At 71.2% G+C, this 14,581-nt stretch carries 14 protein-coding genes and 1 pseudogene; 6 read left to right on the top strand and 9 right to left on the bottom strand.

Annotation, left to right across the window (positions count from 1 at the left end):
* The first annotated feature begins 89 nt into the window (after nucleotides 1–89).
* From AB0B20_RS12350 to AB0B20_RS12335, 4 genes are all read left to right on the top strand, one after another.
* Nucleotides 90–1,373 carry a transcriptional regulator gene (locus AB0B20_RS12350; protein ID WP_357470251.1) on the top strand — a complete coding sequence of 428 codons (1,284 nt, stop codon included), beginning with the start codon at nucleotides 90–92 and terminating at the stop codon, nucleotides 1,371–1,373.
* A gap of 40 nt (nucleotides 1,374–1,413) precedes the next feature.
* On the top strand, nucleotides 1,414–2,919 hold the full coding sequence (gene adh, locus AB0B20_RS12345; RefSeq protein WP_357470248.1) for an aldehyde dehydrogenase: 1,506 nt from the start codon (nucleotides 1,414–1,416) through the stop codon (nucleotides 2,917–2,919).
* Nucleotides 2,919–3,266: a DUF779 domain-containing protein gene (locus AB0B20_RS12340; protein ID WP_357470245.1), complete on the top strand. Its 348-nt coding sequence runs from the start codon at nucleotides 2,919–2,921 to the stop codon at nucleotides 3,264–3,266. Before adh ends, AB0B20_RS12340 begins: the two co-directional genes overlap by 1 nt.
* Nucleotides 3,267–3,367: 101 nt before the next feature.
* On the top strand, nucleotides 3,368–3,817 hold the full coding sequence (locus AB0B20_RS12335) for a hypothetical protein (protein ID WP_357387956.1): 450 nt from the start codon (nucleotides 3,368–3,370) through the stop codon (nucleotides 3,815–3,817).
* An 18-nt stretch (nucleotides 3,818–3,835) separates the two neighbouring features.
* On the opposite strand, the gene AB0B20_RS12330 is transcribed toward AB0B20_RS12335, so the two are convergent.
* The 9 genes and pseudogenes from AB0B20_RS12330 to AB0B20_RS12290 all read right to left on the bottom strand — a co-directional run bounded on the left by AB0B20_RS12330 (nucleotide 3,836) and on the right by AB0B20_RS12290 (nucleotide 12,363).
* Nucleotides 3,836–4,147, bottom strand: coding sequence for a helix-turn-helix domain-containing protein (locus AB0B20_RS12330; protein ID WP_216932161.1), 312 nt, complete (start codon nucleotides 4,145–4,147; stop codon nucleotides 3,836–3,838).
* A gap of 28 nt (nucleotides 4,148–4,175) precedes the next feature.
* Nucleotides 4,176–4,534 (bottom strand): annotated as a pseudogene (locus tag AB0B20_RS12325) (type II toxin-antitoxin system RelE/ParE family toxin); the annotation flags it as partial.
* Between the two features lie 40 nt (nucleotides 4,535–4,574).
* Nucleotides 4,575–5,588, bottom strand: coding sequence for an agmatinase (gene speB, locus AB0B20_RS12320; protein ID WP_357387958.1), 1,014 nt, complete (start codon nucleotides 5,586–5,588; stop codon nucleotides 4,575–4,577).
* On the bottom strand, nucleotides 5,585–6,787 hold the full coding sequence (locus tag AB0B20_RS12315; protein WP_357387960.1) for a saccharopine dehydrogenase C-terminal domain-containing protein: 1,203 nt from the start codon (nucleotides 6,785–6,787) through the stop codon (nucleotides 5,585–5,587). The genes speB and AB0B20_RS12315 overlap by 4 nt, the downstream gene beginning before the upstream one ends.
* Nucleotides 6,787–8,208, bottom strand: a complete 1,422-nt coding sequence (locus AB0B20_RS12310) for an FAD-dependent oxidoreductase (RefSeq protein ID WP_357470240.1) — start codon at nucleotides 8,206–8,208, stop codon at nucleotides 6,787–6,789. The genes AB0B20_RS12315 and AB0B20_RS12310 overlap by 1 nt, the downstream gene beginning before the upstream one ends.
* Complete coding sequence (locus AB0B20_RS12305; protein WP_357387964.1) at nucleotides 8,205–9,035, bottom strand: ABC transporter permease; 831 nt, start codon at nucleotides 9,033–9,035, stop codon at nucleotides 8,205–8,207. The genes AB0B20_RS12310 and AB0B20_RS12305 overlap by 4 nt, the downstream gene beginning before the upstream one ends.
* A 58-nt stretch (nucleotides 9,036–9,093) precedes the next feature.
* Nucleotides 9,094–10,002 carry an ABC transporter permease gene (locus AB0B20_RS12300; protein WP_357387966.1) on the bottom strand — a complete coding sequence of 303 codons (909 nt, stop codon included), beginning with the start codon at nucleotides 10,000–10,002 and terminating at the stop codon, nucleotides 9,094–9,096.
* A gap of 22 nt (nucleotides 10,003–10,024) precedes the next feature.
* A complete protein-coding gene (locus AB0B20_RS12295) occupies nucleotides 10,025–11,182 on the bottom strand; it encodes an ABC transporter ATP-binding protein (protein ID WP_357470237.1) in 1,158 nt (385 codons plus the stop codon).
* Nucleotides 11,179–12,363 (bottom strand): spermidine/putrescine ABC transporter substrate-binding protein, encoded by a 1,185-nt coding sequence (locus AB0B20_RS12290; RefSeq protein WP_357470234.1) that lies wholly within the window; start codon nucleotides 12,361–12,363, stop codon nucleotides 11,179–11,181. Before AB0B20_RS12290 ends, AB0B20_RS12295 begins: the two co-directional genes overlap by 4 nt.
* A gap of 207 nt (nucleotides 12,364–12,570) precedes the next feature.
* On the opposite strand from AB0B20_RS12290, the gene AB0B20_RS12285 reads away from it, so the two are divergent.
* Together AB0B20_RS12285 and AB0B20_RS12280 are read left to right on the top strand one after the other, a co-directional pair.
* A complete protein-coding gene (locus AB0B20_RS12285) occupies nucleotides 12,571–13,083 on the top strand; it encodes an Lrp/AsnC family transcriptional regulator (RefSeq protein ID WP_357387970.1) in 513 nt (170 codons plus the stop codon).
* A gap of 148 nt (nucleotides 13,084–13,231) precedes the next feature.
* On the top strand, nucleotides 13,232–14,578 hold the full coding sequence (locus tag AB0B20_RS12280) for an aspartate aminotransferase family protein (RefSeq protein WP_116504134.1): 1,347 nt from the start codon (nucleotides 13,232–13,234) through the stop codon (nucleotides 14,576–14,578).
* The last annotated feature ends 3 nt before the right edge of the window (nucleotides 14,579–14,581 follow it).

Below are 14,581 nucleotides of genomic sequence, written 5' to 3'. Positions count from 1 at the left end.
GTGACGCTCCGGCCGTCCGTGCCGGTACCTGCCGCCACGCCTTGGCGCTCGGGGGTGAGGTGGGTCACGATGGGTGGAAGGAGGCGCTGGTGGCTGACCCGTGGCTCGCCCTGGAGTTCGGCGCGGATCCGGCGGAACGGATCGCGCAGGTCGGTGCCGCCCACGAGGCGTTCCTCGCCGCCGGCACCACCACCGGCGGGGTCCGGGAGGTGGTCGCCCGCTCCTGGAGGCGGTCCGCGCTGCTGGACCCGGAAGCCACGCCGCCTGTCGACCTCGTCGACGACGCGCTGGAGACGTACCGGGCCGCGCACCCGCTGGCCCGGGTGATGCCGCTGTTCCGTGACCTGCTCGGCGGCATCGCGCAGGACGGCGCGCACCTGATGGCGGTCTGCGACGCCGCCGGCCGGCTGCTCTGGGTGGAGGGCCACCCCGGGGTGCTGCGGCACGCCGAGCGGATGAACTTCGTACCGGGCGCGCGCTGGGACGAGGCGCACGCCGGCACCAACGCGCCCGGCACCGCCCTCGCCGTCGACCACGGCGTGCAGATCTTCGCCACCGAGCACTTCGTCCGGCCGGTGCAGCGCTGGACCTGCGCCGCCGCGCCGATCCACGACCCGGTCAGCGGAGCGCTGCTCGGCGCCGTCGACATCACCGGCGGGGACCACCTGGCCGCCCCGCAGAGCCTGGCGCTGGTCCGGGCCACCGCCCGGGCCGCCGAGGCGTTCCTGGCCGGCGCCGCGCCCGCCGCGCCGGACGTGGCGTACGTGTCGGCGCTCGGCCGCGACGTGGCGGAGCTGCGCGTCGGCGGCCGGCGCATACGGCTCGGCCGCCGGCACAGCGAACTGCTGGTGCTGCTCGTCGACCATCCGGAGGGGCGCACCGGGGAACAACTCGGCCTCGACCTCTACGGCGACGACCGGCGGCACCCGGTCACGCTGCGCGCCGAGCTGTCCCGCCTGCGCCGCGTGCTCGGCGAGGAGCTGCTCGACTCCCGCCCGTACCGGCTGCGCCCGGCCGTGCGCGCCGACTTCCGTACCGTCACCGAACTGCTGGAAGGTGGCGACCCGGCGGCGGCGCTGCGCGCGTACCCCGGGCCCCTGCTTCCCCTGTCGGACGCGCCGGGAGTCGCGCGACTGCGCCGCCTTGTCGACGGCCAGTTGCGCGCCGCCGTGCTGGCCGGCGGCGACCCGGGGCTGCTCGCGGCCTGGACCGCGACGGCGGCCGGGTCCGACGACCTGGCCGTCTGGCAGGCCCTGGCGCGGGCGCTGCCGCCGGGCGCGCCACGCCGGCCGCTCGCGCTCGCGCGGGCCCGCCAGCTCGCCGAGGAGTACGCGCTGCCGCGCGCAACGTTCCTGCAACGTCCCGGAAACTAGCCTGCCCGCCATCCACCCCAGACGGACGGCGGAGGTACCCATGACGCGCTACGACGCCCCGACCCACTGGCAGTCCCGCTACGACCACTACATCGGCGGCGAGTACGTGAAGCCGCACGGTGGCAAGTACTTCGAGAACCCGACCCCGGTGACCGGGCAGACCTTCTGCGAGGTGGCCCGGGGCACCGCCGAGGACGTGGAGAAGGCGCTGGACGCGGCGCACGGCGCTGCCGACGCGTGGGGCCGCACGTCGGTCGCCGAGCGCTCACTGATCCTCAACCGGATCGCCGACCGCATGCAGGACAACCTGGAGTCCCTGGCGATCGCCGAGACGTGGGAGAACGGCAAGCCGGTACGCGAGACGCTCGCCGCGGACATCCCGCTCGCCATCGACCACTTCCGCTACTTCGCCGGGGCGATCCGGGCGCAGGAGGGCTCGCTCGGCGAACTCGACGACGACACAGTGGCGTACCACTTCCACGAGCCGCTCGGCGTGGTCGGGCAGATCATCCCGTGGAACTTCCCGATCCTCATGGCGGTGTGGAAGCTCGCCCCGGCGCTCGCCGCCGGCAACGCGGTGGTGCTCAAGCCGGCCGAGCAGACGCCCGCCTCGATCCACTACCTGCTCTCCCTGATCGGCGACCTGCTGCCGCCGGGCGTGCTCAACGTGGTGAACGGCTTCGGCGTCGAGGCGGGCAAGCCGCTCGCGTCCTCGCCGCGGGTGGCGAAGGTGGCGTTCACCGGCGAGACCACCACCGGGCGGCTGATCATGCAGTACGCCAGCGAGAACATCAGGCCGGTCACCCTCGAACTGGGCGGCAAGAGCCCGAACATCTTCTTCGACGACGTCAGCGCCGCGTCCGACGACTTCCGGGACAAGGCCCTCGAAGGCTTCACCATGTTCGCGCTCAACCAGGGCGAGGTGTGCACCTGCCCGTCCCGGGCGCTCATCCAGCAGGGCCACTACTCCGACTTCCTGGCCGCCGCCGTGGACCGGAGCGGTCAGATCAAGCAGGGGCACCCGCTGGACACCGACACGATGGTCGGCGCGCAGGCGTCGAACGACCAGCTGGAGAAGATCCTGTCCTACCTGGACATCGGGCGGCAGGAGGGCGCCCGCGTCCTCACCGGCGGCGAGCGGGCGGACCTGGGCGGCGAGCTGTCCGGCGGCTACTACGTCCAGCCGACCATCTTCGAGGGCGACAACTCGATGCGGATCTTCCAGGAGGAGATCTTCGGCCCGGTGGTGTCGGTGACCTCGTTCGCCGACCTGGACGACGCCGTGAAGATCGCCAACGACACGCTGTACGGGCTCGGCGCCGGCGTGTGGACCCGGGACCTCAACACCGCGTACCGGGCCGGGCGGGCCATCCAGGCCGGGCGGGTGTGGACGAACTGCTACCACGCCTACCCGGCACACGCGGCGTTCGGCGGCTACAAGCAGTCCGGCATCGGCCGGGAGAACCACAAGATGATGCTGGAGCACTACCAGCAGACCAAGAACCTGCTGGTCAGCTACTCGCCGAAGAAGCTGGGCTTCTTCTGATGGGTGACCCGGTGACAGTGACCCCCGCGGCGGCCGACCTGATCCGGTCGCTGCGGGGGCAGCACGGCCCGCTGATGTTCCACCAGTCCGGCGGCTGCTGCGACGGCAGCGCCCCGATGTGCTATCCGGCCGGTGAGTTCCGTACCGGCGGCTCGGATGTGCTGCTCGCCTCGCTGGCTGTCGACGGGGTGCCCGAGCCGGTGGAGTTCTGGATGTCCAAGGCCCAGTGGGAGCTGTGGCGGCACACCCGGCTCACCGTCGACGTGGTGCCCGGACGGGGCAGCGGCTTCTCCCTGGAGGCCCCGGAGGGCGTCCGCTTCCTCATCCGCTCCCACCTGAACCGCTGATCTGTCCGAGATCTTGCAGCTCGCGGGCATCGCGGCGGTGGGATGCTGACGCCGTCCACTTCGGAATCCGCGTCCCACCACCGCCCGACAGGAGACCGCGCATGAACCCGGTCCGACAGTCGTTGCTCGCCTCCGGCCTCACCGCCCTGGCCACCGCCGCCACGCTCGGGCTCGCGCCCGGCGCCGCCGTGGCCGCCCCGGCGGCCTCCCCCACCATCTCCGTCAACTGGTTCGGCTCGGCCGACGCGCGGGCGCACACCGCCACCGTGGGCGGCCGGTTCGACTGCGGGGCCGAACGCGGCCTCGCGTACATCGAGGTGCACCTCGACCAGCGGGTACGGCGCGGGTCGGTCACCGGCTTCGGCTTCGGCGTGATCGGAGCCTGCACCGACGACCGCACCGCCGGCACCTGGACCGCGACCATCCCCGCCGACCAGGGCAGGTTCCGCCCCGGCCCGGCCACCACGACAGCCCGCCTGGTGGTGGAGCCCAACTCCCTCACCGAAACCACCGAACCCGTGCGCCTGCGCCCCCGCTGCGCCCGCCCCTGACCGGTCGACGGCCTCCGGTCAGGCGATCTGCCGGAGGTCGTCGCCGTAGTCGAAGATGATCCGTAGCCGGGCGCCGAGGGCGTTGGCGTACCGGCTCAGCGTGGCCACCTCGTTGACGTCGAGGTCGCCGTTCTCGATCTGGCTCACCCGGCCGGGCGTGACCCCCATGATCTCGGCGACCTGCCGCTGGGTGAGCCCCAGCCGCTTGCGCTCCTCGGCCAGGTGGAACGCGCTCACCCACGCGTCGGTCCGGGCGCGCTCCGCCTCGTACGCCTCGTCGTCGCCGCCGAGTTCGGCGCGGACCTCGTCCCAGTGATAGAAGTCGGTCACGACTCCCCCTTCGCTCGCGCTCGCTGTCGAGCCAAGCCTTGTAGGCAACCTCCGCTGCCGGGATGTGCTGCCGGTACCAGCGGGTCCAGTTGCCCGCCTTGTTGCCGGCGACCAGGAGGACCGCCTGCGACCAGGGATCGAAGATGAACAGCACCCGGATCGCCACCTCCCGACCGGAGCGAGGCCGCAGTTCCTTCAGATTACGGAGACTGCTTCCGCGCAGCGTGTCCACGAGTGGGCGCCCAGCCCCGGTCCGACCTCGGCCAGCTTGTCCACCGCCACCCGGACGCTCTCGTACGACGCCGGGTCGTGGTCCCACAGGTCGCGCAGCCAGTGCCGGACCTCTCCGGTCACCCGGACCGACCAGCGCTTCCCGTCCGCACCCATGGTCCGACTATAGCTTGAGCTAAACATGCCGGGGTAGCGGTCAGCGGCCGTCCAACAAGGGCTGGGTGGGGTTCCACTGGGTTCCGCCGGCGGCGTCGCGGCGGCGGCGGGCTATCGCGGACAGGGCCTCCAGCACCACCCGGTTACCCAGGTACGCGGTGATGTCGGCGTGGTCGTACGGCGGGGCGACCTCGACCACGTCCAGCCCGACCACAGGCAGCTCGTAACAGACCCGGCGGACCGCGTCGAGCAGTTGCCGGGAGGTGAACCCGCCCGGCTCGGGCGTGCCGGTGCCGGGTGCCATGCCGGGGTCGACCACGTCCACGTCGACGGAGAGGAAGACGCCCTCGCACTCGTCGGTCGCGATGCCGAACGCCTCGGTCAGGCAGGTGTCCAGCCCGCGCGCCACGATCTCGGTCATCTCGTACGAGCGCATCCGCTGCTCCGCCATCCACGCCAGCGTGTCCGGGCCGGGCCAGTAGCCGCGCAGCCCGATCTGGAGGAAGCGGTCGCCGCGTACCGCGCCGGACTCGATCAGCCGGCGCATCGGCTGGCCGTGCCCGTGCAGTGAGCCGAACTCGACGTCGCCGGTGTCGGCGTGCGCGTCGAAGTGCACGAGTGACACCCGGCCGAGCCCGTGGTGCCGGGCCACGCCCGTCGCGTCCGGCAGCGCGATGGAGTGGTCGCCGCCGAGGACCACCGGGATCGCCCCGGCGGCGGCGACCGCGTGCACGGCGGTCTCCAGTGCGGCGAGCGAACGTTCGATGTCGCCGCTGAACATCTCCACGTCGCCGGCGTCGTAGACGCACAGGTCCTTCAGCCCGTCCACGCGCAGCGCCAGCGACGGGCGGGAGCCGTCGTGCGGCAGGTAGCAGGCCTGCCGGATGGCTGACGGCCCGAACCGGGTGCCCGGCCGGTGCGAGGTGCCGCCGTCGAACGGCGCGCCGATGATCACGACGTCCGCGTCGGCGTACGTGACCGGCTCCTCGACGGTGCACGGCGGCACGCCGAGGAACGTGATGTCGGGGCCGAACATCGGGCCGTACCGGGTCATCGTTCCTCCATCCCCCACGGCGAACCGTAGCCGGTGAGCAGGTCCAGGAAGGGGACCGGCGGGAACGCCTCCGGCCCGAGCACGCCCGTGCCCGTCCACGCACCGGTGGCGAGCAGTTCCAGCGCGACGACCGGGTTGACGGCGGTCTGCCAGACCACAGCCTGGTGGCCGTACTCGGCCATCGACCACTCGTTGTCGACCACGTGGTACAGGTAGACGCGACGTGGCCGCCCGTCCGGGCCGGTGCCGGTGACGTACGTGCCGGCGCAGGTCTTGCCGCTCATCCGGTCGCCGAGCGTGGCCGGGTCGGGCAGCGCGGCGGCCACCAGGTCACGCGGGGACACCTCGACGCCGCGTACCCGCACCGGTTCGGTCGAGTCGAGGCCGAGCTTGTGCAGCGTGCGCAGGACCTCGATGAACTCGGCGCCGAGGCCGTACTTGAAGGTGACCCGCTTCGCCTCGACCCAGCGCGGGATGAGCAGCACCTCCTCGTGCTCGACGTTGACACACTCGACCGGGCCGATCCCGGCCGGGAAGTCGAACACCTCCGGCTCGCTGAACGGTTCGGTGGTGAACCAGCCACGCCCGGCCTCCCAGATCACCGGCGGGTTGAGGCACTCCTCGATGGTGGTCCAGATGGAGAACGAGGGCGCGAACTCGTAGCCGGCGACCGTCAGGTTCGCGCCGTCGCGTACCCCGATCTCGTCGATCTCGGCGAAGAGTTCGTCGGCGGCGTAGCGGGCGAAGACGTCGGACAGGCCCGGTTCGACGCCGATGCCGCACAGCGCCAGCCGGCCGGCGTCGGCCCACCGCTGTGCGACGGCGAACTGCTCGTCGCCGAGCTTGACCCCGGTCTCGGCGTAGGGACGCTCGGGGTGCGGCCGGGACAGCGACATCGCCATGTCGAGGTAGTCGGCCCCGGCGGCGAACGCGCCGTCGAAGATCGGCATGACGAAGCGGGGGTCGACCGCGTTGAGGACGTGGGTGATCCGGTGTTCCCGGCACAGCGCGGCCACCGCGTCGGCGCAGGAGGCGTCGACCGTGGCGGCGACGAACCGGTCGCCGTGCCCGGCGACGGCCCGCTCGGCGCGCGCCGGGTCGTGGTCGGCGACCACCATGGTCTCGAAGAAGGAACGGCGGGCGGCGATGGATACGGCGGCGGAGCCGACGCCACCGGCGCCGACGAGGAGGATACGCATCAGGAGTCGAACCCCAGTCCAAGACGGTCGAGAGTACGGAGCCAGAGGTTGCGCCGGCCGTCGTGCGCGTCGGCGCGGGCGAGCGACCAGCGGGTGAGGTTGATGCCGACGGACCGGACCGGTTCCGGCGGGAACGGCAGCGGCTTGCGGCGCACCAGGTCGAGCCGGGTCAGCGGGGTGTCGGTGCCGGAGAGCAGGTCGAGCGTCACGCGGGCGCCGAACCGGGTCGCGCCGACGCCGAGCCCGGTGAACCCGGCCGCGTACGCCAGGCGCCCGGAGTAGGCGGTGCCGAAGAACGCGCAGAACCGGGTGCAGGTGTCGATGACGCCGCCCCAGCGGTGACTGAACCGCAGCCCGTCCAGTTGCGGGAACGTGGTGAAGAAGTGCGCCGCCAGCGTGTCGAAGGTGGCCTCACGCTGCTCCAGCGCGGGCGCCACCCGGTTGCCGTAGTGGTAGATCGCGTCGTAGCCGCCGAACAGGATGCGGTTGTCGGCGGTGAGCCGGTAGTAGTGGAACTGGTTGCCGGTGTCGGCGAGCCCCTGCCGGTGCCGCCAGCCGATCGCGTCGCGCTGCGCCCCGGTCAGCGGCTCGGTCATCAGCGCGTAGTCGTAGACCGGCACGACCCAGGAACGCAGCCGGCGCAGCAGCGGCGGGAACGCGTTCGTGGCGAGCACGACCTGCCGCGCCCGTACCGCGCCGGGCACCGCGTCAGCGCCGCCCGCCGTGGTGGCGCGCAGCCCGGCGCCGTCGTCGGCCAGGCCGGTGACACGGGTGTGCTCGTGCACGCGTACGCCCAGGTCGAGCGCGGCCCGGCGCAGTCCCCAGGCGAGCTTCGCGGGGTCGAGCAGGGCCACCCGGTCGGCGTCCCACATCCCGCCCAGGTACGTCGGCGACGCCACCTCGGCGCGTACCTCGTCGCGGTCGAGCAGCCGCACGTCGTGGCCGTACCGGCGGGCCAGCTCGGCGTCGGCGGCGAGCCCGTCCAGCTGGTACGGCTCGACCGCCACCGCCAGCTCACCGGTGCGTTCGAAGTCGCAGTCGATGTCGTACTTCGCCACGGTGGCGGCGATGGCGTCCAGGTTCTCCCGGCCCAGCCGCTCCAGCTCGGCGATCTCGCCGGGGAACCGTTCGACGCCGTTGGCGAGCCCGTGGGTGAGCGACGCGGCGCAGAACCCGCCGTTGCGCCCGGACGCCGCCCAGCCGCACGTGCCCGCGTCGACGAGCAGCACGTCGCGGTCCGGGTCGGCCTCCTTCGCCAGCAGCGCGGTCCACAGCCCGGCGTACCCGCCGCCGACCACGAGCAGGTCGGCGGCGTGCGACCCGGACAGCGGCGGCAGCGGGTCGGGCCGAACCGGGCGGTCCAGCCAGTACGGCACGGGCGCGGCGTCGGCCAGCGCCCGGCCGGTATGCGGCAGTGTCATGGCTTCCCCGCGGGTGTGGCGACCACCGCGAGGGCGGCGCGTCGGGCCCGCCGCCCGCGCAGCGAGGTGACCCCGACCAGCAGCAACGCGATCACGAACATGGCCGTGCCGATCACGTTCACCTGCGGCGGGATGCCCCGCTGGGAGGCGCCCCAGACGTACATGGGGAACGTGACTGTGGTGCCGGCGTTGAAGTTCGTGATGATGAAGTCGTCGAAGCTGAGCGAGAACGCCAGCAGCGACGCGGCCATGATGCCGGGCAGCACGAGCGGCAGCGTGATCCGGCGGAACGTCTGCCACTCGCTGGCGTACAGGTCCATCGCGGCTTCCTCCAGCCGCCGGTCCATGCCGGCGAGCCGGGCCTTCACGGTGACCACCACGAACGACAGGCAGAACATGACGTGCGCGATGACGATGGTCCAGAAGCCCTGCGGCACCCCGGCGGCCACGAACAGGGCGAGCAGCGAGGTGCCCATCACCAGTTCCGGGGTGGCCATCGGCAGGAAGATCAGCCCGTTGAGCCCGGACCGGCCCCGGAAGGTGTGCCGGACCAGCGCGAACGCCATCAGCGTGCCGAGGAGTGTGGAGACGACCGTGGCGATCAGGCCGATCTGCATGCTGCGCACCACGGCATCGCACATGTCCGAGGTGGCGCAGGGCTGCTTCCAGTTGTCGAGCGTGAACTCGTTGAAGTCGTAGGAGAGCCGGCTGGAGGGCCGGTTGAAGGAGAGCCCGGCGACCACCATGATCGGCAGCGTCAGGTAGCCGAGGACGAGCAGTGCCACGCCCATCACCCACCGGTCGGCTAGCCAGCGCCTGAGTCTCATCAGAGCCTGCCTCCATTCGCGACTGCGGGGCTCCGCTTCGCTGCGCTCCTCGCGCTCATCAGAGCACCTCCTCCGTGCCGGCCTTCCGCAGGTAGACGAAGACGATCGCCAGGATCGCGGCCATCAGCAGGAACGACAGCGCCGCGCCCTGCGGATAGTCCAGCCGGACCAGGAACGCCGAGTCGATGACGTTGCCGATCATGTACTCGTTCGGGGTACCGAGCAGTTCGGCGTTGATGTAGTCACCGGTGGCCGGGATGAAGAACAGCAGCGTGCCGGCGATCAGGCCGGGCATCGACAGCGGCAGCGTCACCCTGGCGAACGCGCGCGCCGGGCTCGCGTACAGGTCGCTCGCCGCCTCGAGCAGCCGGGGATCGAGCCGCTCCAGGCTCGCGTACAGCGGCAGCACCAGGAACGGCAGGAAGTTGTACGTCAGGCCGAGCACCACGGCGATCGGCGTGGCCAGCAGCCGGCCGTCCGGGCCGAGCAGGTGCACGTCGCGCAGCAGCCCGACCAGCGCGCCGTTGTCCGACAGGATGGTCTTCCAGGCCAGCGTGCGCACCAGGAAGCTGGTGAACATCGGCGCGACCACCGCCACCAGAAGCAGGTTCTTCCACCGGCCGGCCTTCTGCGCGATCGCGTACGCCAGTGGGTAGCCCATCAGCAGCGCGAGCACCAGCGCGATGGCCGAGTAGAGGAAGGACCGGGAGAACTGCGGCCAGTACGCCTGCAACGCCTCCGGGTAGTTGCTGAACGCCCAGGTCATGGCGTACCCGGTGGAGAGCGACCCGGCCGGGTCGTAGAGGCTGGCCGAGGCGAGCTGCACCAGCGGGAGCGCGAAGAAGACGAGCAGCCAGACCGCGCCGGGCAGCAGCAACAGGTACGGCAGGAGGCGGCTGCGCCCGCGCCGCACCGGCGGCGGCGCCGGTTTCCCGGCGGAGGTCGGTACGTGGGCCAGCGCGCTCATGCCGCCACTCCGCTTCGCTCGCTCATGGCAGCGCACCCACCGGCGGCTCGTCGAGCAGCGGCGCGGTCTGGTCGTCCTCACCGGCGGCCCGGGGCAGCAGGAACGCGTGCCGCGGATCCCAGTGCGCGGTCACCGCCGTGCCGACCGCCAACTGACCGCCCAGCCCGCTGTTAGCGGCGAACGCGGTCAGCTCGCTCCCCCACGCGGTGCGCACCAGGTACTGGGTGCTCACCCCGACGTAGGAGGCATCGGTGACGACGCCGCCGACGTGCTGGTGCCCGGCCGGCACCCGGTCCGGGCCGTCGGCCAGGTGCAGCTTCTCCGGACGTACGCCGAGGAAGGCCGGACCGTCGGTGAGCCGGGCCCGGCCGGCGGGCACCGAGAAGCGCGCGCCGTGCGCCGTGACCAGCACGTCGTCTGCGGCGCGACCGCCGGCTTCGGCGGCGAGCAGGTTGGACTGGCCGAGGAAGTTCGCCACGAACGCGGTGGCCGGGTACTCGTAGATGTCGGCGGGCGCACCGAGTTGCTCGATCCGGCCGGCGTTCATCACCGCGACCGTGTCGGCCATCGTCATGGCCTCCTCCTGGTCGTGGGTGACGTGCACGAACGTGATGCCGACCTCGGTCTGGATCCGCTTCAGCTCGATCTGCATCTGCCGGCGCAGCTTGAGGTCGAGCGCACCGAGCGGCTCGTCGAGCAGCAGCACCTGCGGGTGGTTGATGAGCGCCCGGGCCAACGCGACGCGCTGCTGCTGGCCGCCGGAGAGCTGGGCCGGACGGCGGCGGCCGTAGCCTTCGAGCTGGACCAGCGCGAGCATCCGCTCGACCTGGTCACCGACCTTGCGGATGCCGCGGCGGCGCAGCCCGAACGCCACGTTCTCGTGGATGTCCAGGTGCGGGAAGAGGGCGTAGCTCTGGAACACGGTGTTCACCGGCCGCTTGTACGGCCGCAGCCCGGCGATGTCCTGCTCGCCGAGCAGCACCTTTCCGCTGGTGGGCTGCTCCAGCCCGGCGATCATCCGCAGCGTGGTGGTCTTGCCGCAGCCGGACGCGCCGAGCAGGGCGAAGAACGAGCCCTGCGGGATGGTGAGGGTGAGGTCGTCGACGGCGGTGAAGACGCCGAAGCGCTTGGTCAGGTCGACCAGTCGCAGGTCACCGGCCGGGGTCTGCTGCCCCTTCACGCGCCGATCACCTGCTGGAACTTGGTCTCGTACTCCTTCTCCTGCGCCTCGTCGAGCGCCATGAAGACCTTGGCCTTGGACAGCATCGCGTCGTCCGGGAAGATCAGCGGGTTCTTCGCCAGATCCGGGTCGATCTTCTCCATCTCGGCCTGCGCGCCCTGCACGGGGCAGATGTAGTTGACGTACGCGGCCAGCTTCGCCGCCACCGCCGGGTCGTAGTAGTGGTTCATCAACGCCTCGGCGTTGGCCTTGTGGGTGGCCTTGTTCGGCACCAGCATGTTGTCCGACCAGAGCATCACGCCGGACTCGGGCACCACGAACTTGATCTTCTCGTCGTCGAAGCCGAGCTGCACCACGTCGCCGGACCAGCCGATGCACGCGGCGATGTCACCCTTGGCCAGGTCGGGCGCGTAGTCGTTGCCGGTGAAGCGCCGGATCTGCTTGCTGTCCACGGCCTTCTTGAGCTTGTTCAGCGCGTCGTCGAACTGGGCCGACGTGAACTTGGCCGGGTCGTGGCCGAGCGACTGGAGCAACAGGCCGATGGTGTCGCGCATCTCCGACAGCACAGTCACCTTGCCCTTGAGATCGGGGCGGGTGAGCAGCTCGTCGACAGTGCGGATCTCCTTTGTGACGTTGGCGTTGTACGCGAGCCCGGCCAGGCCGGACTGCCACGGGACGGCGAGCTGGGTCTCGGCGTCGAAGGAGCGACCGCGCAGCGACTGCAGCAGGTTCGCCTCGACGTTCGGCATCTTCGACTTGTCAAGCTTCTGCACCCAGCCCAGGCGGATCACCCGGGCGGCCATCCAGTCGGTGAGCACCATGATGTCCCGGCCGGTGCTCTGACATCCGGCGAGCTGGTTGCGTACCTTGCCGAAGAACTCGTTGTTGTCGTTGACGTCCTCGGTGTACGTCACCCGGATGCCGGAGGCGGCGACGAAGGCGTCGAGCGTCGGGCGCTTCGACTCGTCCTTCTCGTCGGTGTCCATGTACTGCGGCCAGTTCGAGAAGGCGACCTTCTTCTCGGTGGCGGACAGGTCCTCGCTCTTGCACCCGGCTTCGGTCTGCTGGGCGCCCTTGGTCCCGCAGCCGGCCAGGGTGCCCGCGGTGGCGAGCAGTGCGGCCGAGCCGACGGTCCCGGTGAGCAGACCACGCCGGGTGAGGGGCCGGAGGGGACGACGCATGTGACGACTCCTTGGGGGGCATCGTCGGCGGGCGGGACGGAGGGGCGCGCCGGCGGGAGGGTCAGTGGCGATGGACGACTGATCCTGACATGAGAAACCATCACTCACAAGGGATTCCGTTGCCGGAATAGCTAGTCACCACGAATTACGCCAGACTGCGTCGGGGCATTACGCTCGACACCGAGAATCGGACACAAGGAGCGCTCGATGGTCAACCGGCATCAGGAGAACGGAAACGGCGGCCGTCGCGTCACTGTGCGTGATGGTGCCAACCACGCTCTGCTCGATGACGTGGCCAAGCAGATCATCGAGCAGCTCCAGGAGGACGGGCGCCGCCCGTACGCGAGCATCGGCAAGGCGGTCGGACTCTCCGAGGCGGCCGTACGCCAGCGGGTGCAGCGGCTGCTCGACGCGGGCGTCATGCAGATCGTCGCGGTCACCGATCCGCTCCAGCTCGGCTTTCCCCGCCAGGCCATGATCGGGCTGCGCACCGACGGCGACCTGGAGTCGGTCGCCGACCGGCTGGCCGAGTTCGAGGAGATCGACTACGTGGTGATCACCGCCGGCTCGTTCGACCTGCTGGCCGAGGTGGTCTGCCGCAACGACGCGCACCTGCTGGAGATCCTGCAGAGGCTGCGCGGGGTTCCCGGCGTGCTCTCCACCGAGGCGTTCGTCTACCTGAAGCTGCGCAAGCAGACCTACAGCTGGGGCACCGCCTGATGCGGATTCCGTTGGCGTGACGCTCAGGAGACGCTGAATTCGTCGCCCTGAGGCTTGTTCACTTGCCTTATCGGCACCGCCTGTGGGATAACCGTGGGCAGAGCGGCCGGTGTCACCCCTGACCGGCCCGAGACCCGATGGGGCTGACATGGCCAACGCCACCGACCACCTGTGGATGCACTTCACCCGCATGGCGAGCTACCCCGCCGGCGAGGTTCCGACAATCGTCCGGGGCGAGGGCGCGTACGTCTGGGACGCGCAGGGCCGCCGCTACCTGGACGGGCTGGCCGGGCTGTTCGTCGTCAACGCCGGCCACGGCCGCGCCGAACTGGCCGAGGCCGCCGCGAAGCAGGCCGGCGAGCTCGCCTACTTCCCGCTCTGGTCGTACGCCCACCCGAAGGCCGTCGAGCTGGCCGAGAAGATCGCCACGCTCACGCCCGGCGACCTGAACCGGGTCTTCTTCACCACCGGCGGCTCCGAGGCCGTCGAGGCGGCGTGGAAGCTGGCCCGGGCCTACTTCAAGCGCACCGGCAAGCCCACCAAGCACAAGGTGGTCAGCCGCTACATCGCCTATCACGGCACGTCGATGGGCGCGCTGTCGATCACCGGGCTGCCCGGCATCAAGACCGACTTCGAGCCGCTGGTCCCGGGCGGCATCAAGGTGCCGAACACCAACTTCTACCGGGCCCCCGAGCACGGCGACGACCCCGAGGCGTTCGGCCGCTGGGCCGCCGAGGAGATCGGCCGGGCGATCGAGCGGGAGGGACCGGAGACGGTCGCCGCCGTCTTCCTGGAGCCGGTGCAGAACTCCGGCGGCTGCTTCCCGCCGCCGCCCGGCTACTTCGAGCGGGTCCGCGAGATCTGCGACGCCTACGACGTGCTGCTGGTCAGCGACGAGGTGATCTGCTCCTGGGGCCGGCTCGGCGAGTACTTCGGCGCCGTCCGCTACGGCTACCAGCCGGACATCATCACCACCGCCAAGGGCATCACCTCCGGCTACGCCCCGCTCGGCGCGATGATCGCCAGCGAGCGGCTGATGGAGCCGTTCCTCACCGAGACCGGCATGTTCGCGCACGGCGTGACGTTCGGCGGGCACCCGGTCTCCTGCGCCGTGGCGCTGGCCAACCTGGAGGTGTTCGCCCGCGAGGACCTGATCGGGCACGTCCGCGCCAACGAGGGCGCGTTCCGGTCCACCCTGGAGAAGCTGTACGACCTGCCGATCGTCGGCGACGTCCGGGGCGACGGCTACTTCTACGGCATCGAGCTGGTCAAGGACAAGACGACCCGGGAGACGTTCGACGAGGCCGAGTCCGAGCGGCTGCTGCGCGGCTTCCTGTCCACCGCGCTGTTCGACGCCGGGCTCTACTGCCGGGCCGACGACCGGGGTGACCCGGTCGTGCAGCTCGCCCCGCCGCTGATCGCCGACCAGCAGCACTTCGACGAGATCGAGCAGATCCTGCGCGCGGTGCTGACCGAGGCGTGGTCGCGGCTCTGACCC

Source organism: Micromonospora sp. NPDC049151 (genome assembly GCF_040648395.1).
Lineage (GTDB): Bacteria > Actinomycetota > Actinomycetes > Mycobacteriales > Micromonosporaceae > Micromonospora.
This window is presented reverse-complemented; position numbering and strand designations above follow the sequence as displayed.

Bases quoted from the DNA above. Each gene is read 5' to 3' on its own strand.
- adh (WP_357470248.1), top strand. From the start codon at position 1,414: ATGACGCGCTACGACGCCCCGACCCACTGGCAGTCCCGCTACGACCAC.
- AB0B20_RS12340 (WP_357470245.1), top strand. From the start codon at position 2,919: ATGGGTGACCCGGTGACAGTGACCCCCGCGGCGGCCGACCTGATCCGG.
- AB0B20_RS12335 (WP_357387956.1), top strand. From the start codon at position 3,368: ATGAACCCGGTCCGACAGTCGTTGCTCGCCTCCGGCCTCACCGCCCTG.
- speB (WP_357387958.1), bottom strand. From the start codon at position 5,588: ATGACCCGGTACGGCCCGATGTTCGGCCCCGACATCACGTTCCTCGGC.
- AB0B20_RS12315 (WP_357387960.1), bottom strand. From the start codon at position 6,787: ATGCGTATCCTCCTCGTCGGCGCCGGTGGCGTCGGCTCCGCCGCCGTA.
- AB0B20_RS12310 (WP_357470240.1), bottom strand. From the start codon at position 8,208: ATGACACTGCCGCATACCGGCCGGGCGCTGGCCGACGCCGCGCCCGTG.
- AB0B20_RS12305 (WP_357387964.1), bottom strand. From the start codon at position 9,035: ATGAGACTCAGGCGCTGGCTAGCCGACCGGTGGGTGATGGGCGTGGCA.
- AB0B20_RS12300 (WP_357387966.1), bottom strand. From the start codon at position 10,002: ATGAGCGCGCTGGCCCACGTACCGACCTCCGCCGGGAAACCGGCGCCG.
- AB0B20_RS12290 (WP_357470234.1), bottom strand. From the start codon at position 12,363: ATGCGTCGTCCCCTCCGGCCCCTCACCCGGCGTGGTCTGCTCACCGGG.
- AB0B20_RS12285 (WP_357387970.1), top strand. From the start codon at position 12,571: ATGGTCAACCGGCATCAGGAGAACGGAAACGGCGGCCGTCGCGTCACT.
- AB0B20_RS12280 (WP_116504134.1), top strand. From the start codon at position 13,232: ATGGCCAACGCCACCGACCACCTGTGGATGCACTTCACCCGCATGGCG.